The 26,816-nt window shown below is 69.9% G+C and carries 26 protein-coding genes; 8 read left to right on the forward strand and 18 right to left on the reverse strand.

Features of this window, described 5'->3' with window-relative positions; genetic code table 11:
- Positions 1 to 34 precede the first annotated feature (34 nt).
- From IE262_RS11395 to IE262_RS11445, 11 genes are all read right to left on the reverse strand, one after another.
- Positions 35 to 445 (reverse strand): cytidine deaminase, encoded by a 411-nt coding sequence (locus tag IE262_RS11395; protein WP_134039629.1) that lies wholly within the window; start codon positions 443 to 445, stop codon positions 35 to 37.
- Positions 442 to 1,707 (reverse strand): ABC transporter permease, encoded by a 1,266-nt coding sequence (locus IE262_RS11400; RefSeq protein WP_189873279.1) that lies wholly within the window; start codon positions 1,705 to 1,707, stop codon positions 442 to 444. The genes IE262_RS11395 and IE262_RS11400 overlap by 4 nt, the downstream gene beginning before the upstream one ends.
- The gene (locus IE262_RS11405; protein ID WP_189873281.1) at positions 1,704 to 2,855 is read right to left on the reverse strand and encodes an ABC transporter permease; all 1,152 of its coding nucleotides are present in this window, start codon (positions 2,853 to 2,855) and stop codon (positions 1,704 to 1,706) included. The genes IE262_RS11400 and IE262_RS11405 overlap by 4 nt, the downstream gene beginning before the upstream one ends.
- Entirely contained in the window at positions 2,855 to 4,597 is a 1,743-nt protein-coding gene (locus IE262_RS11410; protein WP_229877239.1) for an ABC transporter ATP-binding protein, read from the reverse strand. The genes IE262_RS11405 and IE262_RS11410 overlap by 1 nt, the downstream gene beginning before the upstream one ends.
- A 170-nt stretch (positions 4,598 to 4,767) precedes the next feature.
- Complete coding sequence (locus tag IE262_RS11415) at positions 4,768 to 5,823, reverse strand: BMP family lipoprotein (RefSeq protein WP_189873282.1); 1,056 nt, start codon at positions 5,821 to 5,823, stop codon at positions 4,768 to 4,770.
- A gap of 311 nt (positions 5,824 to 6,134) precedes the next feature.
- Complete coding sequence (locus IE262_RS11420) at positions 6,135 to 7,193, reverse strand: BMP family lipoprotein (protein WP_134039625.1); 1,059 nt, start codon at positions 7,191 to 7,193, stop codon at positions 6,135 to 6,137.
- 253 nt (positions 7,194 to 7,446) lie between these two features.
- Entirely contained in the window at positions 7,447 to 8,667 is a 1,221-nt protein-coding gene (locus tag IE262_RS11425; protein WP_134039624.1) for an amidohydrolase, read from the reverse strand.
- A gap of 326 nt (positions 8,668 to 8,993) precedes the next feature.
- Complete coding sequence (locus tag IE262_RS11430; protein WP_308432735.1) at positions 8,994 to 9,908, reverse strand: Uma2 family endonuclease; 915 nt, start codon at positions 9,906 to 9,908, stop codon at positions 8,994 to 8,996.
- Positions 9,909 to 10,140: 232 nt separating this feature from the next.
- Entirely contained in the window at positions 10,141 to 10,383 is a 243-nt protein-coding gene (locus IE262_RS11435) for a DUF7848 domain-containing protein (RefSeq protein ID WP_189873284.1), read from the reverse strand.
- The gene (locus IE262_RS11440) at positions 10,380 to 10,757 is read right to left on the reverse strand and encodes a hypothetical protein (protein WP_189873286.1); all 378 of its coding nucleotides are present in this window, start codon (positions 10,755 to 10,757) and stop codon (positions 10,380 to 10,382) included. Before IE262_RS11440 ends, IE262_RS11435 begins: the two co-directional genes overlap by 4 nt.
- Positions 10,757 to 11,059 carry a hypothetical protein gene (locus IE262_RS11445; protein ID WP_189873288.1) on the reverse strand — a complete coding sequence of 101 codons (303 nt, stop codon included), beginning with the start codon at positions 11,057 to 11,059 and terminating at the stop codon, positions 10,757 to 10,759. Before IE262_RS11445 ends, IE262_RS11440 begins: the two co-directional genes overlap by 1 nt.
- 143 nt (positions 11,060 to 11,202) lie before the next feature.
- Here IE262_RS11445 and IE262_RS11450 point away from each other — a divergent pair, with 143 nt between their 5' ends.
- Complete coding sequence (locus tag IE262_RS11450; protein ID WP_189873290.1) at positions 11,203 to 12,459, forward strand: helix-turn-helix domain-containing protein; 1,257 nt, start codon at positions 11,203 to 11,205, stop codon at positions 12,457 to 12,459.
- 303 nt (positions 12,460 to 12,762) lie between these two features.
- On the opposite strand, the gene IE262_RS11455 is transcribed toward IE262_RS11450, so the two are convergent.
- A complete protein-coding gene (locus IE262_RS11455) occupies positions 12,763 to 12,921 on the reverse strand; it encodes a hypothetical protein (RefSeq protein ID WP_189873292.1) in 159 nt (52 codons plus the stop codon).
- Between the two features lie 15 nt (positions 12,922 to 12,936).
- Here IE262_RS11455 and IE262_RS11460 point away from each other — a divergent pair, with 15 nt between their 5' ends.
- Together IE262_RS11460 and IE262_RS11465 are read left to right on the forward strand one after the other, a co-directional pair.
- On the forward strand, positions 12,937 to 13,449 hold the full coding sequence (locus IE262_RS11460) for a DUF5753 domain-containing protein (protein WP_189873294.1): 513 nt from the start codon (positions 12,937 to 12,939) through the stop codon (positions 13,447 to 13,449).
- Between the two features lie 13 nt (positions 13,450 to 13,462).
- On the forward strand, positions 13,463 to 13,690 hold the full coding sequence (locus IE262_RS11465) for a DUF397 domain-containing protein (RefSeq protein WP_189873296.1): 228 nt from the start codon (positions 13,463 to 13,465) through the stop codon (positions 13,688 to 13,690).
- Here the strand turns inward: IE262_RS11465 and IE262_RS11470 are convergent.
- Positions 13,677 to 14,057 (reverse strand): peptidase inhibitor family I36 protein, encoded by a 381-nt coding sequence (locus tag IE262_RS11470; protein ID WP_189873298.1) that lies wholly within the window; start codon positions 14,055 to 14,057, stop codon positions 13,677 to 13,679. The two genes, IE262_RS11465 and IE262_RS11470, sit on opposite strands and share 14 nt — an antisense overlap.
- Positions 14,058 to 14,216: 159 nt before the next feature.
- On the reverse strand, positions 14,217 to 15,317 hold the full coding sequence (locus IE262_RS11475) for a hypothetical protein (protein ID WP_189873301.1): 1,101 nt from the start codon (positions 15,315 to 15,317) through the stop codon (positions 14,217 to 14,219).
- Positions 15,318 to 15,578: 261 nt separating this feature from the next.
- Here IE262_RS11475 and IE262_RS11480 point away from each other — a divergent pair, with 261 nt between their 5' ends.
- On the forward strand, positions 15,579 to 16,061 hold the full coding sequence (locus IE262_RS11480) for an effector-associated constant component EACC1 (RefSeq protein ID WP_189873302.1): 483 nt from the start codon (positions 15,579 to 15,581) through the stop codon (positions 16,059 to 16,061).
- Positions 16,058 to 18,124 carry a caspase, EACC1-associated type gene (locus IE262_RS11485; RefSeq protein WP_189873304.1) on the forward strand — a complete coding sequence of 689 codons (2,067 nt, stop codon included), beginning with the start codon at positions 16,058 to 16,060 and terminating at the stop codon, positions 18,122 to 18,124. Before IE262_RS11480 ends, IE262_RS11485 begins: the two co-directional genes overlap by 4 nt.
- Positions 18,125 to 18,188: 64 nt before the next feature.
- Here IE262_RS11485 and IE262_RS11490 read toward each other — a convergent pair whose 3' ends face one another.
- Genes IE262_RS11490 through IE262_RS11505 form a run of 4 tightly spaced genes read right to left on the reverse strand, consistent with a single transcriptional unit; the run spans position 18,189 to position 22,952 of the window.
- A complete protein-coding gene (locus IE262_RS11490; RefSeq protein WP_189873306.1) occupies positions 18,189 to 19,283 on the reverse strand; it encodes a hypothetical protein in 1,095 nt (364 codons plus the stop codon).
- A 43-nt stretch (positions 19,284 to 19,326) separates the two neighbouring features.
- On the reverse strand, positions 19,327 to 20,265 hold the full coding sequence (locus IE262_RS11495; RefSeq protein WP_189873308.1) for an N-acetylneuraminate synthase family protein: 939 nt from the start codon (positions 20,263 to 20,265) through the stop codon (positions 19,327 to 19,329).
- A 12-nt stretch (positions 20,266 to 20,277) separates the two neighbouring features.
- Positions 20,278 to 21,585: an N-acylneuraminate cytidylyltransferase gene (locus IE262_RS11500; RefSeq protein ID WP_189873310.1), complete on the reverse strand. Its 1,308-nt coding sequence runs from the start codon at positions 21,583 to 21,585 to the stop codon at positions 20,278 to 20,280.
- A gap of 44 nt (positions 21,586 to 21,629) precedes the next feature.
- A complete protein-coding gene (locus tag IE262_RS11505; protein WP_189873312.1) occupies positions 21,630 to 22,952 on the reverse strand; it encodes a DUF6716 putative glycosyltransferase in 1,323 nt (440 codons plus the stop codon).
- Between the two features lie 198 nt (positions 22,953 to 23,150).
- Here IE262_RS11505 and IE262_RS11510 point away from each other — a divergent pair, with 198 nt between their 5' ends.
- From IE262_RS11510 to IE262_RS11520, 3 genes are all read left to right on the forward strand, one after another.
- On the forward strand, positions 23,151 to 24,128 hold the full coding sequence (locus IE262_RS11510) for a glycosyltransferase family 2 protein (RefSeq protein ID WP_189873314.1): 978 nt from the start codon (positions 23,151 to 23,153) through the stop codon (positions 24,126 to 24,128).
- Entirely contained in the window at positions 24,125 to 25,459 is a 1,335-nt protein-coding gene (locus IE262_RS11515) for a polysialyltransferase family glycosyltransferase (RefSeq protein ID WP_189873316.1), read from the forward strand. The genes IE262_RS11510 and IE262_RS11515 overlap by 4 nt, the downstream gene beginning before the upstream one ends.
- A gap of 61 nt (positions 25,460 to 25,520) precedes the next feature.
- Complete coding sequence (locus IE262_RS11520; protein WP_134039606.1) at positions 25,521 to 26,693, forward strand: acyltransferase family protein; 1,173 nt, start codon at positions 25,521 to 25,523, stop codon at positions 26,691 to 26,693.
- The last annotated feature ends 123 nt before the right edge of the window (positions 26,694 to 26,816 follow it).

The raw sequence follows: 26,816 nt of genomic DNA on the forward strand, positions 1-26,816 counted from the left end.
CGACCCAACCGGTCGTCAGGAGGGGCCGCACGCGTTACTTGGTGAGATGCTCCGGGCCGAACGCCTGCGGCAGCATCTCCGACAGGGGCAGGACGCCCTCCGGGGTCTCCAGGAGCATGTCCGGCCCCCCGAACTCGTACAGCAGCTGGCGGCAGCGACCGCACGGGACGAGGATGGCGCCCTGCCCGTCCACGCACGTGAAGTGCGTCAGCCGCCCGCCGCCGCTGTTCTGCAGCTGCGAGACCAGCCCGCACTCGGCGCACAGCCCGAGACCGTAGGAGGCGTTCTCGACATTGCAGCCCGAGACGATCCGGCCGTCGTCGACCAGGGCGGCGACGCCGACCGGGTAGCCGGAGTACGGGGCGTACGCCCGGGACATCGCGTCCCGGGCCACCACCCGCAGCTCGTCCCAGTCGACGCCGTCGACACAGGCGGGCGACGTCACTTGCCCTGTCCCTTCCGGTACGGCAGACCGTCCGCCTTGGGCATGCGCAGCCGCTGCGCGGAGAGCGCGAGGACGACCAGCGTGATGACGTACGGCGTGGCGGAGACGACCTGGTTGGGGACCTCGTCGGTGGTCACGTACCAAGTGAACAGCAGGGCGCCGATCAGGACGGTGATCGCGGCGGTGGTGTACTTCTTCCGGACCGCCAGCCAGATGGCGCCGATGACCAGCAGGAGGGCGCCGAGCAGCAGCAGCGCGTGGACGTTCTCGGCGCCGCCGCGCAGGTTGAGGCTGTCGGTGTAGCCGAACAGGCCGGCGCCGAGGGCGAGTCCGCCCGGCATCCAGTTGCCGAAGATCATCGCGGCGAGACCGATGTAACCGCGCCCGCTGGTCTGGCCCTCCAGATAGAAGGGGTTGGCCACGATGGACAGGAAGACACCGCCGAGGCCGGCCAGTCCGCCGGAGATGATCACAGCCAGGTACTTGTACTTGTAGACGTTGACGCCGAGCGACTCGGCGGCGACGGGGTTCTCACCGCAGGAGCGCAGACGCAGACCGAACGAGGTGCGCCACAGCACCCACCAGCTGCCGGGGATCAGCGCGACGGCGATGAGGGTCAGCCAGGAGACATGGGTGACCAGGCCGCCGAGCAGGCCCGCGATGTCGGAGACCAGGAACCAGCCCTTGTGGTTGAGTTCCTGAAGCGCGTCCGAGAGCCCCGGCACCGTGAAGTCGCCGAGGGACTCCACCGGCGGGGACTGCTTGGCCGAACCGCCCTGCGTGCCCTCGAAGGCGAGGGGGGCCAGGTAGCGGGTGGCGCCGAGGGCGAGGATGTTGATGGCCACACCGGAGACGATGTGGTTGACGTTGAAGGTGACGGTGACGAGGGCGTGCAGGAGGCCGCCGATGGCGCCGCCGGCGATGCCGACGAGGACGCCGGTCCACGGGCCCCACTGGTAGCCGGCCCAGGCGCCGAACCAGGTGCCGAGGATCATCATGCCTTCGAGGCCGATGTTCACGACGCCCGCGCGCTCGGCCCACAGGCCGCCGAGACCGGCCAGTCCGATCGGGACGGCCAGCTCCAGCGCGGTGGACATCTGGCTGACGTTGGTGATGCCGTCGGCGCCGGTGACGATGCGGACGATCGAGGTCAGCGCGAGGCCGCCGGCGATGACGAGCATCAGGACGGGCAGCGACAGTCTGCGGCCGGCCGGGGCGGCGGGCTGCAGCGTGGGCTGGTTGACAGCGGTCGCGGTGGTCATCGGCCAGCCACCTCCTTCTGGGCGTTGGTGTCGGCGGCGTTGCCGGTGGCGCTGTCGGTGGCGCCGAGGACGTGACCCGCGGCGAGCTCCGCGCCGACGCGGCGCTGCTGGCGGCGCAGACCCCACTCGCGCACGGCCTCGTAACTGACGACGACGGCGAGCACGATCAGGCCCTGCATGATGACCGCGATCTCTTTGTCGTAGTCGTGGAAGTCGAGCTCGGGCGAGGCCTTGTCGAGCCAGGCCCACAGCAGGGCCGCGAACGCGATACCGGTCGGGTTGTTGCGGCCGAGCAGGGCGATGCCGATGCCGAGGAAGCCGATGCCGGTGGGGAAGTTCAGGCTGTAGGTGTGGGTGTCGCCGAGGAGGATCGGCAGGCCCGCGAGACCGGCCATGCCGCCGGAGATCAGCATCGCGGTCAGCACCATCCGCTTGGGGTCGACACCGCTGGCCGCGGCGGCGCTCTCCGAGGCACCCGAGGCCCGCAGGTCGAAGCCGAAGCGGGTGCGGTTGAGGACGACCCAGTAGACGACGCCGAGCAGGACGGCGAGGAACACCAGGCCGTAGATCTCGCCGGCCGCGCCCAGGTCGATACCGGGCACCCAGCCGGACTCGTGCATCTCGCCGGTGGTGTTGTTGTTGCCGACCTTGACGCCGAAGACGCTGGGCAGCCACAGGTAGGCGATCACGGACGTCGCGATCGCGTTGAGCATGATCGTCGCGACGACCTCGCTGACGCCGCGGGTGACCTTGAGGACACCGGCGATGCCGGACCAGAAGGCGCCGGTGAACACCGCGGTCAGGAGCAGCAGCGGGATCTGGAGGAACGCCGGCAGGTTCACATGGGCGCCGACGACCGCCGCGATCATCGCGGCGAGCTGGTACTGGCCGTCGACGCCGATGTTGAACAGGTTCATCCGGAAGCCGATGGCCACCGCGAGCGCCGCGATGTAGTACATCGAGGCCTGGTTGATGATCAGGACCTGGATGTCGGAGAACGTGGCCTGCTCGAACATCAGGGTGTACGGCTCGACCGGGTTCTTGCCCGAGGCGATCAGCACCACCGAGGTCAGGGCGAAGGCCACGGCGAGCGCGATGACCGGTCCGGCCACCGCGAGGAGCACACGCTCCTTGTCGAACTTCTTCATCAGCGGGCCTCGTCTTCCGGGGCGTCTGCCTGGGTCTTCGCCGGACCTTGGGAGGGGATGTTCGCCGCGGTGTCGGCCTGGGTCTCCGCCGGGGCGTCGGCTTCGGTCCGGGCCGGGGCGTCGGCTTGGGTCTGGGCGGGGTCGTCCGACCCGGACTCCGCCGGCCCGTCCGCCGGGGGCTCCTCGTGTTCGAGGTGGCCCGTGGCCGCGCCGGTCATGGCCGAGCCGAGTTCCTCCGGGGTGATCGTGGCCGGGTCGGCGTCGGCGACCAGCTTGCCGTTGTAGATCACCCGGAGCGTGTCGGACAGGCCGATCAGCTCGTCCAGGTCGGCGGAGATCAGCAGCACGGCCAGGCCCTCGCGGCGCGCCTCACGGATCTGGTCCCAGATCTGGGCCTGCGCGCCGACGTCCACCCCGCGGGTGGGGTGGGCGGCGATCAGGAAGCGCGGCTTGTGGCTCATCTCGCGGCCGACGATCAGCTTCTGCTGGTTGCCGCCGGAGAGCGAGGCCGCGGTGACGTCGATGCCGGGCGTGCGGACGTCGTACGCCTCGACGATCCGCCGTGTGTCCTCCTGGGCGGACTTCGGGTCCAGCCAGACGCCCTTCGCGTTGGGCGCCTCGGTGACGTGGCCGAGGATCCGGTTCTCCCAGAGCGGGGCCTCCAGGAGCAGTCCGTGGCGGTGGCGGTCCTCGGGGATGTAGCCGATGCCCTGCTCACGGCGCCTGCGGGTGGGCCAGCCGGTGATCTCGTCCTCGGCGAGCGTGATGACGCCGGAGTCGGCGTGCTTGAGGCCGATGAGCGCGTCGACGAGTTCGGTCTGGCCGTTGCCCTCGACACCGGCGAGCCCCAGGACCTCGCCCGCGTGGATGGTGAAGCTGATGTCGTCGAGCAGCGCCTTGCCGCCGGGGGCCTCAAGGCGGAGCTTCTCGACGGTCAGTACGGGGCGGTCGGTGACCGTGGACTCGGCGGTCTCGGGGGTCGGCAGCTCGCTGCCCACCATCAGCTCGGCGAGCTGGCGCGGGCTGGTCTCGGCGGGCACGGCCGTGCCGACGGTCGTGCCGCGGCGTATGACGGTGATCTCGTCGGCGACCGACAGCACCTCGCCCAGCTTGTGCGAGATGAAGATGACCGACAGTCCCTCGGACTTCAGCTCCCGCAGGTTGGCGAAGAGCGCGTCGACCTCCTGCGGTACGAGCACCGCGGTGGGCTCGTCCAGGATCAGGGTGCGGGCGCCGCGGTAGAGGACCTTGAGGATCTCCACGCGCTGGCGGGCGGCGACGCCGAGTTCCTCCACCAGGAGGTCGGGGCGTACCCCGAGGCCGTAGCGGTCGGAGATCTCCTTGATCCTGCGGCGTGCCTTGCCGCCGATGCCGTGCAGCTTCTCGCTGCCCAGCACCACGTTCTCCAGCACCGTGAGGTTGTCGGCGAGCATGAAGTGCTGGTGGACCATGCCGATGCCGCGGGCGATGGCGTCGGCGGGACTGCTGAAGGTCACCTGCTCGCCGTCGACGGCGATCGTGCCCTCGTCCGGCTTCTGCATGCCGTAGAGGATCTTCATCAGCGTCGACTTGCCGGCGCCGTTCTCGCCGACGAGGGCGTGCACGGTGCCCTTGCGGACACTGAGGTGGATGTCGTGGTTGGCCACGACGCCCGGGAAACGCTTGGTGATTCCGGCGAGTTCGACGGCGGTCGCCTGACCGTTGACCGCCGCGCCGGCCGGAGGGCTGCTGGACGCGTTGATGGCGCACTCTCCTGTGGAAGGGGGTCGCCTACGCGTGTGGCACCCCTATGGCAACTGGCAACGAACGGGGTGACGCGCCGTTCGACAACGGGGTACAGGGCGAAAGGCTCCCCGTACCCCGTTGAGCGGAGGTCACCCCGCGGTTACTGGCTGATTGAGGCCCTGCTGTGTCAGCTGGTCCTGACCTTGATCTCGCCGCTGATGATCTTCTCCTTGGCCGTTTCGATGGCTTGCTGGAGCTCGGTGTCGTCCTTGAACCTGGGGTTGGAGTCCGCGAGGCCGACCTCACCGGTCTTCAGATCGCCCCGTACGATACCGCTCTCCGGCTTGCCGTCCTCGACGGACTTCGCAAGGTTGTAGACCGCCTTGGCCACGTCCTTCGTCGCCGAGGTGAGGATGTGGTCCTTGTACTTCGCGAGGGCCTGCTGCTCGTACTGGTCCGAGTCGACGCCGATCGCCCACACCTTGTTGGCTGCGGCGGCCTCGATCACACCCTGGCCCGACAGGCCGGCCGCCTGGTAGACGACGTCGGCCTTCTTCTCGATCTGGCTCTCGGCGGCCGTCTTGCCCTTGTCGGGGCTGGAGAAGCCGCCCTCCTCCGCGGTCTGCGTGAGGTACTGCGAGAGGACCTTCGCCTTGGGGTTGGTGTCCTCGACGCCCTGCTTGAAGCCCGCCTCGAACTTGTGGATGAGCGGGATGTCCACACCACCGACGAAACCGACGGTGTTCGTCCTGGTCGCCTTGGCGGCGGCGACACCGGCGAGGTACGAGGCCTGCTCCTCGGAGAAGACCAGGTCCGCGACGTTCTCCGCCTGGATGGTGGAGTCGTCGACGATGCCGAACGTGACGTCCGGGTACTTCGCCGCGGCCTCCTTCACGGCTGCCGCGTAGGCGTAGCCGACACCGATCACCGGGTTGTAGCCCTGCTTGGCCAGCGAGACCAGGCGCTGGGTCTTGTCGGCGTCCGTCTCGCCCTCGGTGGGCTCGACGTCCGTGGTCTCGTAGCCGAACTCCTTCTCCGCCTTCCGCAGGCCCGCGTACGCGGCGTCGTTGAAGGACTGGTCGCCCTTGCCGCCGACGTCGTACGCGATGGCGAGGCCCTTGTCGCTCTTCCCCTCCTGGTCCTGGGAGGACGCCTCGGTCGAGGTGCCGCCGCAGGCGGAGAGGGCGAGGGCGAGGGACGCGGTCGCTGCGCCTGCGACCGTGAGGCGGGAAACCCGGCGCATGTGGTGTGCTCCTGTCGTACTGCGCCGTACGGTGGTTCTTCACGGCTTCGGCGCGTGGTGGCTCCGCCGCAGAGTAACGCGCGTAGACCTGCGGGTGAAAGCCTGCGGTACGGCTTGTTATGCGGCCGCAACGCTCCGCTGGTTGGGTGGGTTCTGGTCGCGCCGTTTTTTGTGCGGTGCGTCCAGGGCTGCGGGTTGGTTTTGGCTGGTCGCGCGGTTCCCCGCGCCCCTTTCGGGCGCGCCCCGCGTTCCCTGTGAACGGCAAGCGGGCGGGCGCCCGGGGGTGCCCGCCCGCTTGCCGTGGTCGTCGGCTACTCGGTCTTGACCTTGATGGAGCCGTCGACGATGCCTTCCTTGGCCTTGGTGACGGCGTCCGAGAGGCCGGGGATCTTCGCGAACTCGGGGTTGCTGTCGACCAGGCCGACGCCGTTCACCTTCAGGTCGAAGGTCTGCGTGCCGGTCAGCGGCTTGCCGTCCTCGACGGACTTGGCCAGCGCGTACACCGCGCCGCCGATGTCCTTCGTCGCCGAGGTCAGGATGTACTTCTTGTACTTGGCGAGGGCTTCCTGCTTGTACTGGTCGGAGTCGACGCCGATCGCCCACTTCTTCGCGGTGGCGGCGGCCTCGATCACGCCCTGGCCGGAGAGACCCGCGGCCTGGTAGACAACGTCCGCGTTCTTCTCCAACTGGGCCTCGGCGGCGGCCTTGCCCTTGTCCGGGCTGGAGAAGCCGCCCTCCTCGGCGGTCTGCGTCAGGTACTGCGACAGGACCTTCACCTTGGGGTTGGTGTCCTTGACGCCCTGCTCGAAACCGGCCTCGAACTTGTTGATCAGCGGAACGTCCACGCCGCCGACGAAACCGACGGTGTCCGTCTTGGTCGCCTTGGCGGCGGCGACACCCGCGAGGTACGAGGCCTCGTTCTCGGCGAAGACCAGGGAGGCCACGTTGTCGCCCTCGACGACGGAGTCGACGATGCCGAAGCTGACCTTCGGGTACTTCTTGGCGACCTCTTCCATCGCGGGGCCGTACGCGAACCCGACACCGACGATGGGGTTGTAGCCCTGCTTGGCCAGCGAGGTGAGGCGCTGCACCTTGTCGGCGTCGGTCTCGCCCTCGGTCGGCTCGATGTCGGCGGTCTTGTAGCCGAACTCCTTCTTGGCCTTCTCCAGGCCCGCGTACGCGGCGTCGTTGAAGGACTGGTCGCCCTTGCCACCGATGTCGTAGGCGATGGCGAGCCCCTTCGCCTCGCCGCCGCTCTCGCCGCCGCCGCCACTTCCGGCTTCGCTGCTCGTACCGCCACAGGCCGTGGCCGCGAGGGCCAGCGACGCGACCCCCACCGCGACGCTTGTCAGTTTGGATATCCGACGCATTGTGAAGTTCCCCATTCTCCCTAGCCCCGCAGTGGGTGCTGGTTCAGCCCCCGCCGTGGGTGCCGAGTCCGGCGCAGATTAACGCGCGTAGACCATCGAGGGAACGGGGTACCGCGTGGCTGTTATCCATTCGTGCCGATGGCCGGTTAAGTCCGCGTGAATCACGAGCCCAAAAGGGGCGATCAGGACATAACGCCCCCTGGTCGGCCGGGGAGGGGTGACGGCCGGTCACCCCTCCCCGGCCGCGCCGCGACTACCGTCCGCCGTCGAGGAGGGCGGCCGCGGTGAAAAGCTCCACGCCGACGGTGATGGCGTGCTCGTCGGCGTCGAAGTCGCCCTGGTGGAGGTCGCGGACCAGACGGTCGCCGGGCCGGCGGACGCCGAGGCGGGCCATGGCGCCCGGGACGTGCTCCAGGTACCAGGAGAAGTCCTCGCCGCCCAGGCTCTGATCGGTGTCCTCGACGGTGTCCGCGCCGCGGCGCGCGGTCATGGCGTCGCGCAGCAGTTCGGTCACGACCGGGTCGTTGACGACCGGCGGAACGCCCCGGATGTAGTTGATCTGGGACTTGGCGCGGTGGAGGGTGGCGACTTCGTCGATCGCCGCGTGCACGAGGTCGGGGGCCTGCCGCCAGGCCTCGATGTCGAGGCAGCGCACGGTTCCGGAGAGCTCGGCGTGCTGCGGGATCACGTTGCAGGCGTGCCCGGACTCGATACGCCCCCAGGTGACGGCGAGCCCGCTGCGGGCGTCGACGCGGCGGGCCACCAGCGCGGGCACGTCGGTGGCGACGCGGGCGGCGGCGGTGACGAGGTCGGTGGTGAGGTGGGGGCGCGCGGTGTGGCCCCCGGGGCCGTCGAGTGCGACTTCCAGGCGGTCACAGGCGGAGGTGAGGGGCCCGTTGCGCAGCCCGATCCGCCCGGCCTCCACCCTGGGGTCGCAGTGCACGCCGATGATCCGCCCCACGTTCTCCAGAGCACCGGACTCTATGGCGTCGGGCGCGCCACCGGGCAGCACCTCCTCGGCCGGCTGGAAGATCAGCCGCACGGGCCGGGGCAACCGCCCCTTCCGGTGCAGGTCGGCGAGGACGAGCCCGGCACCGAGGACGACGCTGGTGTGCACGTCGTGGCCACAGGCGTGCGCGCGGTCGGGCACGGTGGAGCGGTAGGGGCTGTCGACCTTCATGTCGGGAATCGGCAGGGCGTCGATGTCGGCCCGCAGGGCGAGCATGGGCCGCCCGCCGTCCCAGTCACCGATGTCACACAGGAGCCCGGTCCCGGTTTCGAGTACGCGCGGCCTGAGCCCGGCCTTCTCCAGACGGGCCTTGATCGCGGCGGTGGTACGGAACTCCTGGTTGCCGAGCTCGGGGTGCATGTGCAGGTCGCGGCGGAAGGCGACGAGTTCGGTGCGCAGGGCATCCGGCAGGGTGCCGGGAAGCGCCGCTTCCCCGGGCAGATCGGCCTCGGACTCTCGGGACATCAGTTGGTTCACCCTAAGAAGAGTAGGGCGATCTGGCGGTCACCTAACCCGCGATCAACAAAAATTCAGCCCGTCAGAGAAGAAAATCTGACCGGTTGGCGCATGGCGATCACGGGAGGTGGGTATACCCGCCCGGCTTTTCGGGACGATTGGGCGATCAGCTCGGCTCGGGGTCGTAACACGACCCGGCGGGATCACCACGAGTTCCTGGGCGCTGGGGATGGCCGCTGGGACCGCGGGCCGCCGGGTGTGCGGGGCGCGGAAGTGCGACAGTTTCCGGAAATCTGTCGCACTTTACGGAGGGGTGGCCGCTGAGTCGGGCCGCGTCAGTGCGGAGCCGGACCATGCTCCGCACCCTCCGAGGGAACGGCGAACTCGGAGGTGTCGAGCTCGAAGTCGAAAGGTGCGGGCACATGGAGGGCTCGCCCGAAGGGCACAGTCGTGCGCGAACGGTAGCCCTTGGGTGAGGGGTCCCAGAACGCGGTGACCTCCTGGACCTGTATGTCGAGGACGAGGTACACGGGAACCACACGCCCGTACGTGTCCAGCTTGTCCAGCCAGTCGGCGTCCTTGGTGGCGTCCTCTGCGGATACGGGGGTCAGCTCGGCGACGAGGGAGAGCGCGGCTCCGTCGGCATGACGACCTTCGGCATCGAATGCGGTCTCGTGGGCAACGTGCAGGCCGGGGCCGAAGGCTCGCTCGGCCCCCGGGAAGGAAAAGAGGAACGGCGCGGCGTCGACGTGATGCCCTTCGGGCGCGTGCGGCTCCAGCTGCCGACGCAGAGACCGCATGACCGGCTGGTATCGCGGCTTCGGCCAAGGCGACACGACGATCTTCCCCCGGATGAGCTCGGCCTTGTAGCCGTCAGGTGTGTCCAGTTCCTCGACGGTCCGGAGCAGGTCCTCGAAGGCTCCGGACCCGGATGCGTCCATAGCCGCCGGGCGCTCGATCATGCTGGCCACCACGGTCCTCCCTGAGTACAGGGCGTGTTGATGCCTCCACCGTAGTGCCGAGCAAGACGCGCGGCGCGGCTTGAGCAGCTTCCCGCCGCGCCCGTACAGATCGTCACCGAGCAGGCAGCCGCCCCAGCGATCGGCCCACTCCCGTACGAGGAGCAGCCCACGCCCACCGAGCGATCCCTCGTCCGCCTGTTCCACCTGCCCCTGCGCGACGCCCGTCGAACTGCGCCGGGCGGGCGGCTTGTCGAACGGCGAGGGCAGGTGGGGGTCGGTGTCCCACACGGCAACCCGCACCCCGTTCCGGGGCTCGGCATCGAGCCGGTCGAGCGCGCGCAGCCGCAGGAATGCCGGCCCTTTGGTGTGCTGGTAGGCATTGGTGACCAGCTCGCAAGCTACTTGCGAAAGTACGTCATGGCTATCGCAGCTCGGAGCGGTCCTCTCAGCCCGGACATGGGAGGGCCCCGACTCTTGGGGGCGAGAGTCGGGGCCCTGGTCTTGCTTGCCTCACCTCGGTCTATGACACGTGCGGCTCGATGCCGGGATCAGTCATGGTGGCGTCGAAGTACTGGAACGCCGACAGCTCGTAGCCGCTGTGGTGTGTCAGGCCCGCGTGCTTGAGACACCACACCTGGGCGTTGTCCGCGTCGGCTGTGTCGGCGGAGCGTTCGCCGCACGTGAGGCACTTGCCGAAGTGACGGACGGCCATGGCCGGTATGGCTGAGAGCGTCCACTTGGCGAACTGGTAGCGGGCCCTCACGACGCGCCCCCGGCGTCCCGCCGCTGGGTGTGCTCACCGTCCGTGTCGCCTTGGTCGTCGTCGGCGTCGTCCGGCAGGCGGGCGCCTCGGCTGTCCGCGACGCGCAGCACATCGCCGAGGGCCTGCGTCGTGGCCCGCAGGGCGAGCCGCAGCGCGTGCTCCCCGGCCTTGCGGTCGTCCAAGACGGCTCGCGCACCTTTAAGTACGTTGGCGCCGCCGGTCAACTGGCCAGCCTCGATCTCGTCCGCGAGCCGGGACAGCATGCTCTCGCTGCCGTTCGTGGACAGAAAGCACGGCTTGCCGCAGTCGTTCTCCCATGGCAGCAACCGCAGGCCCGGAGGGGGCGCGGCAACGGTGTTCCGGTCGTAGCTCATCAGGCCGTCACCTCCACACCGTGAATCCGGCGCGGGCCGATGTGGACGCCGTACGTCGCGAGTACCAGTGCGCGCCGTCGTGCCCGTCGCTTCTGCTCCTCCTGGCGTCGCTCGTGCGCCACGAGGTAGGGGCGGACAAGCCGGTTGTCCTCACCCCGCAACATGGGTACGCGCGGCAGGCGGACGGTCGGCGTGTCCACGGCCCGTGCGGCTGGTGGCGGCTCGGGGGAACGGTGACGGCCCCGAGCGGGCAGCAGCAGGCGTAGCAGCGATTCGAAGATCCACGCGATAGCGTGGGGCATGTCGTCAACCTCCAGAGGGTTGGTGGCCACGCCCCCGGACCGTCCAACCACGGTCGCGGGGGTCTTCCGTCACGAAGACCCTGGCGTCGGAGGCCGGTTGAACCCATCCCATGGCCCTATAGCGGCGCCCTATATTTGGAGGTATGGAGGATGCGCTCAGCGGGGACGTGTGGTCTCATCCCCAGTTGGCGGCGGCGGTCGTCGGTGAGGACTGGGGCACTGTCTTCCGGACGTACCGGAGGCTGACCGGGCTGAGTCAGACCAAGTTGGGGGAACGGGTTGGTCTCGTTCAGCCGGATGTCTCTGACATTGAGCGTGGTCGTCGCCGTGTGACCTCGGTGGAGGTGCGGCAACGTGTTCTCGCCGGGCTCGGGGTTCCTGCCGATCTCCAGTCCGGCGGGGCTCTGTCAGCTCCGGGTGGGTCTCCGGTGGCGGGCCTTGTGCTCCAGGGAGCGGGGCCCGATGAAGATTTGTTGGCACGTGTGACAAGCGTGGTGGATGCCTCCCGCCGAGTGGACGCGCCCACGCTCGACTGGCTGGACCGCCTGTTGGCCGAGCATCGCCGGGCCGAGGATCACATCGGGTCACGGCCGCTGGTCGACGTGATGCGTCAACAGCTCCGGACCGTGGTGGACCTGTATGCGGGGGCCCGTGGTCCCTTGGCCGACCGTGTGGTTCGTCTGGCTTCCGAGCACGCGCAGTTCCTCGCATGGATGGCTCAGGATCAGGCGCAAACAGCGGCAGCGCTGGCGTGGTACGACCGTTCGCACGAGTGGGCGTTGGAAGCCGGAGACGCCAACATGGCCGCTACGACACTCAGTATGAAGGCGCACATGGCGTGGTCCGGCGGTCGCGGAAGCCGCTGCGTGCGCTTGGCGGAAGCGGCGCGCTGGTCTGCTCCCGGTACTTCTCTGGGAGTACAAGGCATGGCTGCGCAGATGGCAGCACGTGGCCATGCGCTCGACGGTGAAGCCGACGATGCTCACCGCCTGTTGGACGAAGCTCAGACACTGATCAGCCGGGCGGCCGAGCATCCTGAGGATGAGCCGGTCTGGATGTACTTCTACGACGAGACGTGGTTCACCCTTCAGCGGGGCATGGCGGCGCTGCACCTGCATGACTGGCAAGCGGCCACGGACCACCTCACGGTCGGCCTCGATGCACTGCCGGACGAGTACCGGCGTGACAAGACGTGGTACCGGGCCTGTCTCGCCCATGCCCTCGCCGGGGCGGGCGAGTCGGCGCAAGCAGTGTCCGTGGCGGTGGCGAGCGTCCCCGACGCCGCTGCGGTCGGACGGCCCCACTCCTGGAACGAACTGCACGCCACGGCAGCCGTATTGCTACGCAGGGGAGCCACGGAAGGGCAACAACTCGTGTCTGCCCTCCGGGAGTACGACTGACCAGGCACGCTGCTGCGTTCCGTCGCGGTAGTGGGCCTGAGCTGGGGTAATGGCGCGCTGTGGGCACGCCGCCGGCCGTAGAGGCTTGGGGCGGGAGCTGCCATGGGGCGAGAGAACTGGGGGCCTTACGCTCGCCAGCGGATCGGGCAGTCTTTGGGACCTGCCCGCAATAGCCCGATCGGCCCCCTGTTCTTGGCGGCTCGCCCCATGGTGGCTGCCTCAAGCCTCGTAGGCCGTCGGCCCCAGCCGCATCCCGTGACCGGACACGCCACAGTGGCCGCCTTCAAGAACAGTGAAGAAGAGTTACGCCGATCCGGTCGGCGGAACGTCGTACGACTCCGGCGCGGCCTGTGGCTGGGCGGTGGCCGTCCGGACCGGACCGGCCGTCAGGCCGCATGCCGGGCCGAGGCGGCCGAGCCGCCCGGCGCGCCCGCAGGGCGCGCCCCAGAAGTGGAGCACCACGCGACCGCTCTACGCGTGGCTCACGTCATCAACATTCCCGGTCTGCTCCAGACTCCAGATCACGCGCGGGCACTGTTCGCACAGACGGTCCCGCCGCTCAAGCCGCACGAGATCGAACACCGGGTGTCGCACAGGGTGAAACGCCAGGAAGTACTGCACCGCGAGCAGCCACCTCCGTACACCGCGATCATCCATGAGGCCGCATTGCGCATGCGGTTCGGCGACCGGGCCACCACGCGTGGCCAGCTGACGCGTCTCGTCGAGACGAGCGAACTGGGCCACGTGACGCTGATGGTGGTGCCCTTCGAGACAGGCCCCTTCCACACCTCGGGCCAGGGCTTCGATTACTTTCACGGCCCTGTGAGCCAGCTCGACACGGTCCAGATCGACACCGACCACGGTGGTGAACTCATCGACTCTCCCGCCCCGTTGGAGCGCTACCGCCTCGTACTGGACCGTATGTCGGCAACCGCCCTGGACCCGGCCAAGTCGCGCGACTTCATCACCCACCTGATCAAGGACCTGTAGAGGAGCCCCGCCCATGCCTGAACTCCGTTGGCAGAAGTCGTCGTACAGCCAGGAGGCCTCCGCCTGCGTCTACCTCGCCACCGCCCCCGACACCACCCTCCGCCTCCGCGAGAGCGACGAGCCGGACGTCGTCCTCCACACGAGCCGTGCGGCGCTGGCGGCCCTCATAGCAACGGTCAAGAAAACAGGGCGCCTCCGCCGAGGCGCCCTGTCGTCAGGTCACAGCCCTACTGGGGCTTGAAGGAACGGATCTGGTAGTTGCCCTGCAGGTTGCCGCCCGCGCCCGCGGGGGTGGAGCCGACACGGGACTGGTAGTTGGTGCCGGTGTAGTACTGCACGCGGTGCCCGGTCCCGTTCCAGAGCGAGCGTACGTTCTGCCCCCTCCGGATGAAGGAGCAGTCGTCGGCGGTGTTCGCCCTCCTCGCGCTCGACCACTGACAGCGGGTTCCCCCGCCGTTCCAGCCGCTGTAGATGCAGAAGTATCCGGGGGTGCAGTTGTAGGCGGCCCGGCTCTCGGGGGCCGCGGGGGCCGCGTTCGCGGCGGGTACGACGCCCAAGGCCGTGACCAAGGCGGATGCGGCGACGGCGAACGAGCGGATACGACGCATGGAGTTCTCTCCTCTTCCTCGCTGCGGTATGGAGGAGCCACACCGACGCCGACATACTGAACAAATCGGGCAGCGGGTAAACCACTGAACAGGCGAACGAGGGAGACACGAACGAGGGAGGCACGACCGCGGCCGGGGGCAGCGGTGAGCCCCCGCCGCTTACGACCGTGTGGCCGTCCCGCACCCCGCATCGCCGGCGTCCCGCATGCGCGCGTCCATCGAGTCGCTCCGGTCGTACGGATCGACCTCGCGACCGTCTCCCTGGCCCGAGGTCCCGCGCTCGGCGCTGAACTCGGGGGTGAAATAGCCGAAGGCGTCGCAGCCGCCGTTGGCGGTGTCCGTCTTGTAGGAGACGAGGGAGAACGTACCCGGCTCGACGACCACCTTCGCCGGGTCGTCCCAGCTCATCACGACCTCGCGGCGCACGATGGTGCGCGCGACTTCGTCGCTTCCCTTCGCGGCGCGTACGACCGGGTAGACGTACGTGACATCGCTGGTCACCTCGACCGCGCCGCGCTCGCCCTCCCGGAACGTGATCCGTCCTCGTGTCTTGACCACGTCACCCACCAGCCGCACCTTCGACTCCTCGAAGCGGCTGAACAGCGACAGAGGGTCGTCCTCACGGCTGGGGGCGCGGAACGCGGTCGCCAGGTAGTCCTGGACGTCCTGCTGGTGCGGATTGATCAGCTCGATCGCCTGCCGCGGCCGCTCCCCGCCCAGCACACCAGGGTCGAGACTGGACTCGGCGAGGAAGTCCCGGCTCCGGTCGAGCGCCTGCTCGACCTGTTCCTTGTTCATCCACCCGGTCGCCCGTGCCGCGGGCAGGCTGATGCCTGCCGTACCGTCGGCCCACCGTGCGGCCGGTGATCCCTTGAACGGCTGTTCCAGTGTGGGGAGTTGGGATGCCGCCTCCGTCGCCGGTGGTTTGTCCGGGCGTTCGGACTCCGCGGCGAGCGGGGCCCTGTCGCCGCCCCCGTCTCCGCCTCCGAACCATCCGACCACCCGCCCGGGAGCCAGCGCCACGAGCAGCAGTCCGGCCGCCACCAGCAGTCCGACCGCGTACCAGCCCTTGCTCCGTCGCCGCCGGGGCGGCTGGTGAGTCCGCCATCCCTCCGGCGGGCCGGGCTCCTCCCGCAGGCGCCGCGCCACCATCCGGGCCCGCGCCGAGGGCTCCTCGGGCGCACCCTCGGTCCCGGCCTCGGCCTCCCGCAGGAAGCGCTCCCACTCCTCGTCCGGTATGGACGCCCCGTCCTTGCCCACGATGCGACTCCCGCCCGTTCTCACACACGCCCGGCCCTCCCCAGGGCCGGCCATTGTCGGTGCATCATCACATGACCCGATGCGCCTCTTCCCCTGGGAAGTGCCCCGGGTCGCCGCGGGAGCAAGGGGCGCACATCTCGGTTTCCTTGCGGCCGCTTCCCGCTTCTTCACCTCAACTCCCTGTTGTTGTCACTATGTTGTGCGAGCTTTGAGAGCAGACGTGTGGGGCGCCGGACGGTCGGACGGGCGGGGGAGATACACGTGGAGATCAGGTTCTGGGCCGGGGGCAGTGACCAGGACGAGAATCAGAGGCAGGATCTACGGTCGCTCCACGAGTGGCTCGGGGACGATCGTGATCTGCGGCTCGCGGGCGTGCGGATCGAAGCCGTGGCCGGTGCGGGGCAAGGGCGGATGGGGATCGGACCCGAGGAGATCGGGGCCCTGTGCGGAGGCCTGTCCCTTGGGCTCCAGCTCGTGGAGAGCATCTGGGCGTGGAGGCAGGGACGTCAGCCGACCACCACCATCAATGTCTCCGTCCTCGGCGGAGAACCGGGGCAGGCGGAACAGGTCGCGGCGGCGCTGCGCTCCGCCGGGTTCGTGCCCCAGGACCGCGACGAGTCGCATGAACCGACCGTCTCCCCCGATACCCCGCCCGCCGACCACAACGATGATCCCGGTGACAGCGAGGACGACTTAGACAGCGCCGGCGGCGGAGACAGCGGCGACGACGGAGACAGAAGGTGACCGAGTCCGTCGTCCCCGCGGCCCCGACTCCTGACTCCGCCCCGACTCCTGACTCCGCCCCGGCTCCTGACTCCACTCCGGCACGAACGGCCGAGGCACCCCAGCGGCTCGACCCGGCCCGGTCGGTCTGCCTGCTGATCGGGGTCGACGCCTACAGCGGCCCCGCACACGACGGCCTGGAGAAACTCAACAGCGTCAAGCACAACCTCGCCGGCCTCCGGAAGGTCTTCCTCGACCAGCACATCGGAGGGTTCCCCGAGGGCCGCGTCATCACCCTGCCCAATCCGGCCGAGGCGCCCGAGATCATGGACGCCGTCGAAGAGGCGGGCACGCGTGCCGAGGACACGCTGATCGTGTACTACGCGGGTCACGGGCTGCTGGGCACCGATCAACGTCTGTATCTGACCCTGCCCAAATCGCGGCTCGGCCGTCCGGCCGGATGGGTCGACACCCGCCACCTCCGGGGCGCGATCGAGAAGAGCTCCGCCCGGCGGGTGGTCCTCATCCTCGACTGCTGCTTCAGCGGCAAGTGGATCCAGGAGGAGGGAGAGTCGTACTCCGCCCCGGACAGCGCGGAACTGGCGTTGAGCACCCTGACGCAACTCGACGCCGGGACGTACGCGTTGACGTCCACGGCACACAACCGGCTCTCCCACGCCCCTGACCCCGACAAGTGCTCCGCGTTCACCGGGGCCCTGGTGGACGTCCTCAGCAAGGGCGACTCCGGTGGCGGCGAGGTGCTCACCCTGGGCGAGGTGTTCCGGCTCCTCAGGAAGACGATGAGCACCATGAGCCTGCCTGAGCGTCAGGAGCCGCGCGCCCAGGACGAGAACGGGCTCTCGGCGCTCGGCTTCGTGCGCAACGCGGCGAAACCTCCCCTCCCGGAGCCCACGTCCCCGGCCGAGGTCGTCCCGGCCCCGCCACCCGGCCGCCTCCGCCGAAAACTGCTGGTGGCGCTCGCCTCGGGGCTCGCCGTCGGCCTCGCCCTCGGCCTCGCGGCACCGCCCGCGTGGGACCGCCTCCACCCGCCCGCACGCGTGGAGGCCCGCGGCGACTGCTCCTCCCGGGCCGCCCTGCTGGACCACTCCGACGTGCTGGACAAGCAGGAGGTCGACAACGAGGGGGTCGAGGGCCTGTCGGGTCTGGCCTTCGCTCCCGGCCGCGACGACAACATGTACGCGATCGCTGACAACGAACCGGGACGGATCTTTCCCATCGGCATCGGCACGCCCGAAGCCCTCAGGCTACGGGCCCAGCGGGCCACGACCCTGCGCAAGGCGGACGGCGGCGAACTCGGCCGGTGGTTCGACGGGGAGGCGATCGCCATCGAGAAGGGCGGGCGGACAGCGCTCGTCGCCTCCGAGACCGGGCCCGCGATCCGCCGCTTCGAGCTCGACAGCGGCCTGCAGAAGGGGCCCGACTTCCCCCTGCCCAAGGGTTTCCGTGTCTGGCCCGACGGCGGCGCCATGGCGGGCCGCACGATCGAGTCGCTCGCCCTCACACCGAGCGGCACGTACCTGTACGTCGGTCTGGAGTCACCTCTCGCCCAGGACGGCGACGACCGGGGCAAGAACCTCCTGCGCATCCAGCGGTACACCGGCACCCCCGGCGGGGCCTACACCCTGGACGACCAGTACGCCTACCGCACCGACGAGGGGCTGGGCCTGGTGGAACTGGTGGCGGTCGACGACAACCGGCTCCTGGCGCTGGAGAGGCAGTACTCGGCGGGCCTGGGCAACGCGATACGGGTCAAGAACGTCCTCCTGGGTCCCAAGGCCCGGGACGTGACAGGGAAGGAGTCGCTGTACGACCTGCCCGCCGATGAGTTCCTCACCAGCACGCTGCTGTTCGACCTCGCCGTCTGCCCCGAAGGCAGCCCCGGTGAGGTGGCGCTCAAGGGGACGCAGCCCAACCCCCTGCTGGGCAACGTCGAAGGCATGGCGCTGGGCGGCACGGTGAGCGACGGCCCGTACCGGGGGCGGCGGTCCCTGCTGATGGTGACCGACGACAACGGCAACGCCCAGCAGATCACCCGCTTCTACTCGATCGCCGTGCGCCTCTGAGAACCGCGACGGACCGCGACGGGACGGACCGCGACGGGACGGACCGCGACCGGACCGCGAGAGCCTACGCCGACGTCACCGCCGACAACCGGTGCACGTCCCGCGCCGTCCCCGTGACCCCCGACAGGAAGCCCTGCGCCCGGGGTGAGGCGTTCTCCGTCAGCCACGTGGGGTCGATGTCGCAGACCGCGACCTTGACGTCCGTGCCCGCCAGGGCGAGCGGCAGGGTGTGGACCACGGTCGACGGGAAGCTCAGGATCGTGCTGCCGATGGGGCCTCGGCGGGCGATGAGTTCCAGGGGGAGGTCCGGGCGGACGATCTCCAGGCCCGTCTCCTGGGCCAGCCGGTGGAGTTTTTCGGTGCTCTCGCGGCGGTGGGCGAAGTAGCGGGTCGCGCCGTGGGCGCGGGCGAGGCGGGTGACCGCCTCCAGGTAACGGTCGCCGTCGACGACGCCCGTCTCGACCAGGGACGTACCGACCATGTCGGCGCCCTTGGTGATGCGCGGGGGGCCGAAGCGGGCGCGGGTCCAGGCGAAGTCGTTCGCCGTGACCGTGATGCCCTCGGGGGTCTCGTCGATCGGCATGGAGGAGAAGACCTCCACGTGCCGGTCCCCGCCGGGGGTGAGGCGGTGGCGGGCCTTGGAGGAGACCGGGGCGAAGAGCAGGTCGCGGGGGCCGGGGCGGCCGCCCTTGCGGTGCCAGCGGACCAGGCGTTCGCCGCGGGCGAGCTGGGAGACGAACTCCATGGTCGCCGTGCCGTCGTCCACGACCACCAGGTCCTGGGCCCGGGTGATGGTGAGCAGGAGTTGTACGTAGCGGGAGAAGGGGTCGCCCATGACGACCCGTTCCGCCCGGCGCAGCAAGGGCGCCAGGCCCGCGATCGTGTGGAACGGGGCCGTCGTGCCGCCCCGCGCCTCCTCCCACCGCACCTCGTGCCCCTCGTCCCGCGCCAGCTCCGCCATACGGCGCAACTGGCCCCGGGTCATGGGGTCGTTGGGTGAGAGGACGACAAGGGTGAGCCCCGCGCCGGGTGCCCGCGCGGAGTCCGACTCCGTGCCGAGGGCGTGGGCGTGCGCCCACTCCAGGACGTTCAGGAGCTGGACCGGACTCTCGACGAAGGCGAGGGTGTGGGGGCCGGCGGTTCCGGCGCGGGGGCTCATCGACGTACGACCGTCGCTTCCCTTGGTGTGGGGGTGGAGGGGATCAGACCGTGACCGGCTCGCCCGCCGCCGCGGCGATCTCCGCCTCGGCGACGACGCCCTGGACGCGGCGCAGCTTCTTCATCGGGCCGAGCTCGGAGTCGTACACCTTCTTGATGCCGTCGCCGAGGGACGCCTCGATGGTGCGGATGTCGCGGACGAGGCGCGAGAGGCCCTGCGGCTCCACGGAGGCGGCCTGGTCGGAGCCCCACATGGCGCGGTCGAGGGTGATGTGGCGCTCGACGAAGGTGGCGCCCAGGGCGACCGCGGCGAGCGTGGTCTGCAGGCCCGTCTCGTGGCCGGAGTAGCCGATCGGGACGTTCGGGTACTCGGCCTGCAGGGTGTTGATCACGCGCAGGTTGAGCTCCTCGGCCTTCGACGGGTACGTCGACGTGGCGTGGCACAGGAGGATGTTGTCGCTGCCCAGGACCTCGACCGCGTGGCGGATCTGCTTCGGGGTCGACATGCCCGTGGAGAGGATGACCGTGCGGCCGGTGGCGCGCAGGGCGCGCAGCAGCTCGTCGTCGGTCAGGGACGCCGAGGCGACCTTGTGGGCCGGGACGTCGAACTTCTCCAGGAAGGCGACGGCCTCGGTGTCCCACGGGGAGGCGAACCAGTCGATCCCCTTCTCCTTGCAGTACGCGTCGATCTGGCGGTACTCGTCCTCACCGAACTCCACGCGGTGGCGGTAGTCGATGTAGGTCATGCGGCCCCAGGGGGTGTCGCGCTCGATGTCCCACTGGTCGCGCGGAGTGCAGATCTCCGGCGTGCGCTTCTGGAACTTGACCGCGTCGCAGCCGGCCTCGGCGGCCACGTCGATCAGCTTGAACGCGTTCTCCAGGTCGCCGTTGTGGTTGATGCCGATCTCGCCACAGACGTAGACGGGCTGACCCGGACCGGCGGTACGTGAACCGAAGGCACGCAGGCGGGAGTTGGAGCTCATGAGAAACGTTCCTTACTTGTCGAGAGGGTCGAGAGAGTCGAGAGAGGGTCCGAGGATCCAGCCGGCGATCTCTCGGATCGCGCCGTCGCCACCGGGGACGGTGGTGACCGCGCGTGCGGCGCCGCGCACGACGTCGTGGGCGCTCGCGACCGCCACGGGCCAGCCGACGAGGGCGAAGCACGGGAGGTCGTTGACGTCGTTGCCGACGTAGAGCACGCGCTCAGGCGCGATGCCCTGCTCCTCGCACCACTGCTTCAGTGCGAGGTCCTTGCGGTCGATGCCGTGGAGGACCGGGATCTTGAGCTTCCGGGCCCGGGCGGCGACCACAGGGTTCTGTTCCGTGGACAGGACCAGCATCTTCAGGCCGCTCTTGCGGAGGGCCGCGATGCCGAGTCCGTCCCCGCGGTGCACGGAGACGAACTCCCGTCCGTCGGAGTCGATCAGCACCCGGTCGTCGGTCTGGGTGCCGTCGAAGTCGAGGACGACCGCGTCGATGTCGTCGGCGGTCGGGAGGGCGCCGGGACGGTCGGCGTCGAAGAGGGGAGCGAGCGCGCGGGCGCGGGCCAGGTCGTGCGGGTCGTCGATCTCCAGGACCCGCGCGGGGTCGGTGCGCACGAGTTCCGTACGGCCGAAGAAGCGGTGCTGGTGCTTGCGCAGGCCGGCCGCGTCCATCGCGTAGGCGGCGCCGGTCTCCAGGAGGTCCTGGGGGCGGTCCTGGCGGCGGGGGCGGAACGACTTGTCGTGGTTGACGCCGTAGCCGCCGTGCGTGTCCGTGGAGTGGGTGACGGTCGTCGTGCCGCCCACGGCTCCCGTGCGGGCGGACTCGACGACGGGCGGCGCGTCCGCGGCGTCCCGCCAGATGAACCCGTGGAAGGGGGCGACGGTCAGCGCGGTGTCGGCGCCGTTCTCGACGACCGCGGCCGCGACGCCGTCGATGTCCTCGCGGACGATGAACGGGCTGGTGCACTGGACCAGGAGGACGACGTCCACCGAAGCGCCGTGGCGGGCCTCGTGCGCGTCCACCGCGTGCAGGACCGCGGCCTCGGAGGTGGCGGTGTCGCCCGCTATCGCGGCGGGGCGCAGCACGACCTCGGCGCCGGCCTCGCGGGCGGCGGCCGCGATGGCGTGGTCGTCGGTGGAGACCACGACGTCCGTCACCAGCCGGGCGGCCCGGCACTCGCGTACGGCGCGGGCGACCAGCGGGACGCCGCCGACCGGGGCGAGGTTCTTCGCGGGGACGCCCTTGGAGCCGCCGCGCGCGGGGATCACGGCGAGCACGCGGCGTACCGAAGTCGCCGGGCCCGCTTCCGGGTTGGGCATGGGATGCACTCCTTGCGAGGGGTTCACGGCGTATGCGGGCGTGCTCACAGCTCTCCCATCCGCCGGATGACGGGGGCGACCCGCTGGACCCCGTGCCGGTACGCGCCGCGTGCCGCCCGGCGCACGATCTGCCGTACGGGGCTGGGCTCCTTGTCGGCGACGGGGGCCCCGGGCAGCGGGGCGCCGTCCGGGCCGAGGTGGTGGCGGGCGAGGAGGCCGGGCAGGTAGCCGGGCGCGGTGACGGGCGTGTAGTACGGGTCGAGGGGCGGGAGTTCGGCGGCGAGCAGCTTGGTGATGCGGTCGCGCGCCGTGTCGAAGGCCGTCTCGTACGATCCGTAGGCGGCGACCCCCTGGCGGGTGACCCACGCGGCGTCGGGCGACGGCTCGTGCCCGGCGTCGAGCTGGTCCCAGGAGGCGAGGCAGCCGGAGCCCACGAAGTGGTGGTTGCCCAGCGCCTCGCGGATTCCCAGGTCGGTGAGGACGACGGTGGGGATGCGGCGGTGCAGGGACTCCAGGGCGGCCGTGGAGCTGACCGTGACCAGCAGGTCGGTCCGGTCGAGGACCTCGCCCATGTTGCCGTACACCAGGCGGAAGTTGTCCGGCAGGTCGATCCGCTGCGCCAGCTTCTGGTAGGGCAGTTCCTCGATGTGGGTGGTGTGTTCACCCGGCTTGGAGCGCAGCTTCAGTAACACCTCGCGCTCGGGGTGCAGCCTGGCGTGCTGGACCAGCCGGTTCAGCAGGTAGGTGCGGTCCTTGCGGCTGTCCGGCACGGAGGGCTGGGCGGCGAAGACCACCGTGTAGGGGTCGTGCTTGGTGTAGGGGGCACCCCCGAGGAAGGGGAGGGCCACCTCGGTCACCGAGGAGGCGTCGGCGCCCACTCCCTCGTACACGGCCCGGAACCGGTCCGCGTCCTGGCGGGAGTTGGCGAGGACCAGGTCCGCGCCGTGCCGCAGCAGCAGGCCGTCGGCGAGCTTCTCGTAGACGACACCGACGTAGCCGGTGACGACGACGGGCCGCCGGGTCCGTGCGCCCCAGGCGTTCCTCAGTCCGTGCAGCATCGCCTGGACGCCGCCCCCGACGAGGGAGAGCACGACGAGGTCGTACGGCGGCTCCTCGTCGTCGGCCGCCCCGTCCATCACCCGCAGGAACTCGACGCCGGTGACCTCGCGGAGCGAGTCCGCGCGGACGCCGACTTCTTCGAGCTGGCGGGCCGTGGGGGTGGCACGGCCCCGCAGGAGATAGCCGTCCAGACGGATGTCCGAATTCTCCGGTGCGATGCGGCTCGCGGTGAGCGCGCCCCATTTCCACCGGGTGTCGGAATCCGCGAGAACGGCGATCCGCAGGGTCTTCCTGGTACTTGCTGGCACGCCGAAGACGCTAGGAAGCCATTTCGCCCCGCGGCCCAACCAGAATCCAACAAACGGTTAACAGCACGTCGACGAATGGCGAATCAGGCCATGATCGGCGCGGAATATCGCCTGGTTCACGGTACCGCCACGTGTCGTTCACCTGGCATCAAGCCGGGAGTCAAGACGAATGCCGGGCCGCCCCCTAACGTCGGGCACGTGGTCAAGCTCTCCGTCATCGTGCCGTTCTACAACGTGCAGCAATACGCGCCCGACACCCTGAAGAGCCTGCGCGCCAACGCGCGGGACGACTTCGAGTTCATTCTCGTCGACGACTGCTCGCGCGACGAAACCCCGGACATTCTCGCGCGTGCGGAGCGCGAGCTCCCGGGCGCGGTGTATGTCAGACACGAGAAGAACGGGGGACTGGCGACCGCCCGCAACACCGGAATCGACAAGGCGCGCGGCGAGTACCTCACGTTCCTCGACGGGGACGACTGGCTCGCCCCCGGCTACTACCCGCAGCTCCTCTCCGCGATCGAGGACCTGGGCGTCGACTTCGTCCGCACGGACCACGTCCAGTGCACCGCGCGGGCGCGTTCCATCCACCGGGTGCCGCACGGCCGGCGGGGGGTCGTCCTGCGGCCGCGGGACGTGATCCTGCCCGCCGACCGCTCCACGTCCGTCGACTACGCGTACGCGTGGGCCGGCGTCTACCACCGCCGGCTGGTCGACCGCGGGCTGCTGCACTTCACGGACGGGCTGCGCACCGCGGAGGACCGGCCGTGGATCTGGAAGCTGCACCGGGAGGCGGAATCCATGGCCGTGGTGGGGCTGCTCGGTGTCTTCTACCGGCGCGGGGTGGCGTCCTCACTGACCCAGATCGGCGATGTACGGCAGCTCGACTTCATTCGCGCGTTCGACCAGGTCATCACGGAAACCGCCGCCGACCCGGACGCGTCGAAACTCCTCCCGAAGGCCGTGCGCACCTATTGCGCGATCATTTCCCATCATCTGGGATCCATTGAAAGGTTCGAGCCACAGGTGGCACGGAAACTGAAGTCGATGAGCGCCGGTGCGCTGCGGCGCATGCCGCAGGACGTGCTCGACGAGGCCCTCGACTCCATGGACGTCCAGCGCGCGACGCGGCTGCGCCGGCTGCGCCGCCGTCCCGCCGCCGCGGGGGTGGCGGCGTGACCACCCAGATCTTCCTCTCCTCCACCCTGTACGGCACGGCCACGCTCGCCGCCGCGCTGGACACCGACTGCTTCGCGCCCGCGTACCGGCGGATCCTGCTGGTCTCCAACAACGCGACGACGCCCGAGACCTCGCCCTCGCTGGACGAGATGCCCGGCTTCGAGCGGCTGCGCGGCCGGTTCGACGACGTGATCTCGTGGAACGAGACCATCTCCCCCTTCCACCCCGGCGGCTGGCAGCCCCGCCTGGACGACGCCCCGCTGTGGGAGCGGCACCTGCGGCTCGCCTGGAACCTGGGCGAGGACGACATCGAGCTGGCCGTGGAGTCCATCCAGGTGCAGCCGGCGCTCGGCATCGCGCAGATCTTCACGGGGGCGCCCGTGACCGTGTACGCGGACGGCCTGATGAGTTACGGCCCCACCCGTAACAAGATCGACCCGCTGGTCGGCACCCGTGTGACCCGGCTGCTGCACCTGGACCTCGTCCCGGGTCTGAAGCCGCTGCTGCTCACCGAGTTCGGAGTGGAGCCCGAGATCGTCCCCACGGACGCGTTCTCGAAGGTGCTCGCCGAACTGGAGGACACCGGCGACGCGCTGCCCGCCGTCGAGGAGCCCGCGCTGATGCTCGGCCAGTACCTCTCCGCGCTCGGCATCCTCACCGCCGCCGAGGAGGAGGACCTGCACGTACGGATGCTGAAGGGCGCCGTCGAGCTGGGTCACACCCGCGTGGTGTTCAAACCGCACCCCAGCGCGCCGGCCCGCTGGTCGCGCGGCCTGGAGAAGGAGGCGGAGAAGCTCGGCGCCGATCTGACGGTGGTCGACACGCCGGTCCTCGCCGAGGTGCTCTACCAGCGGATGCGGCCCGCCCTGGTCGTCGGCTGCTTCTCGACGGCACTGCTCACCGCGTCCGCGCTGTACGGCCTGCCGGTCGCCCGCATCGGCACGGAGACCCTGCTGGAGCGCCTCACGCCGTACGAGAACAGCAACCGCGTCCCCGTCACCATCGTGGACGCCCTGCTGCCGGAGCTGACGGACCGCGCGGCGGTGACCGGGCAGCGGCCGGGGCTCGACACGGAGGAGCTGACCGGTCTCGTGCGGGCCGTCGGCTACGCGATGCAGCCGAAGATCTACCCGGAGCTGCGGCCCGAGGTCGAGCGGTACCTGACGGACCGGCTGAACCAGCACACCTGGCGCTACTTCAAGCGCCGCCGCCTCACCTCGCTGGCCCTGCCGGGCGCGGTCCCGGCGCAGCTGGCGTTCATCCCCCGCAACGCGACGGTCCGCAGAGTCGCCCGTCGCGCCCGGTCATTGAAGAGGGCCACGCTCGGTTGATCTGATGAACATACCTGCGAAGACAGCACCCCCCACCACGTCCTCACAGGAAACGACCCCCATGGGGCCCTCGGGGCCCATAGGGGTCACCCGGCCGGGCAACCGGCCGGGTGACCCCTCGCGGAGAGCGGGACCGGACACGGTCCGCATCCCGCCCCCGACCACCCGCCGGGCCCCCGCCCCACGCCTGCGCGCACTCGACGGACTCCGGCTGATCGCCGCGCTGATGGTCGCCGCGTACCACTACGGCGGCCGTGACGGCGAGATATCCGAGGCGTGGGGCACCTCGTCCAAACAGCAGTTCCCCACGCTGCACGAGTGGTTCGCCTACGGCTGTCTCGGCGTGCAGATCTTCTTCGTGATCAGCGGCTTCGTGATCTGCATGAGCGGCTGGGGCCGGCCACTGCGCTCCTTCTTCGTCTCCCGCGCCTCCCGGCTGCTGCCCGCGTACTGGGCGGCGGTGATCCTGGTGACGGCGGTGTTCGCGCTGCCGGCCGTCGCGTACGAGGCGGTCTCGCCGAGCGACGCGCTCGTGAACCTGACCATGATGCAGCAACCCCTGGGCGTGGACCGGGTGCTGGGCGTCTGCTGGACGCTGTGGGCGGAGGTCCGCTTCTACGTGCTGTTCGCCCTGTGCGTGGTCCTGCCGGGCGTGACCCGCAGACGCGTGATCATGTTCTGCGCGTGCTGGACCCTCGCGGCCGTCATCGCCCAGTCGGCGAACGAGCCGCTGCTGGACGCCGTGCTGATGCCCGAGTACGCGCCGTTCTTCATCGGCGGGATCGGCCTCTACCTGGTCCACCGCGACCGGCGCGACCCGTACGCGTGGGGCATCGTGGCGGTGAGCTGGCTGATCGGCCAGCATTACGCGGTCCGCGAGCTGTGGCACGCCCCGAACCCGGAATTCTTCTCCTACCGCACGTCGTACGGCATCGTCCTCGTCATCACCCTCGGCTTCGTGGCGGTGGCGGCCATCGCCCTCGGCTGGCTGAACCGGATCAACTGGCCCTGGCTGACGGTGGCGGGCGCCCTGACGTACCCCTTCTACCTGGTTCATGAGCACCTGGGCTGGGTCTCCGTGGACGTCCTGCACCAGGGCCTGGGCCTGCCGGCGGACGCCACGCTCGGGCTCACCCTGCTGGCGATGCTGGTCCTCGCCTGGGGGCTGCACCGCGGGGTGGAAGTACGAGTAGGGCCCGCATTGCGGAGATCACTGGAACGCAGCCGCCCCTAGTTACCCACTGGGGATTACCGGGGAATTTCCGTGGAATTCATCTGGCCCGTCGTTTGGAGAGCCTCTCGCGGGTGAGCAGCGCAGCATTCCTTGACCGCACCACAGACGCCTCATAGGTTCCAA

It is taken from the genome of Streptomyces bluensis, from assembly GCF_014650715.1.
In the GTDB taxonomy this organism is placed as follows: domain Bacteria; phylum Actinomycetota; class Actinomycetes; order Streptomycetales; family Streptomycetaceae; genus Streptomyces; species Streptomyces bluensis.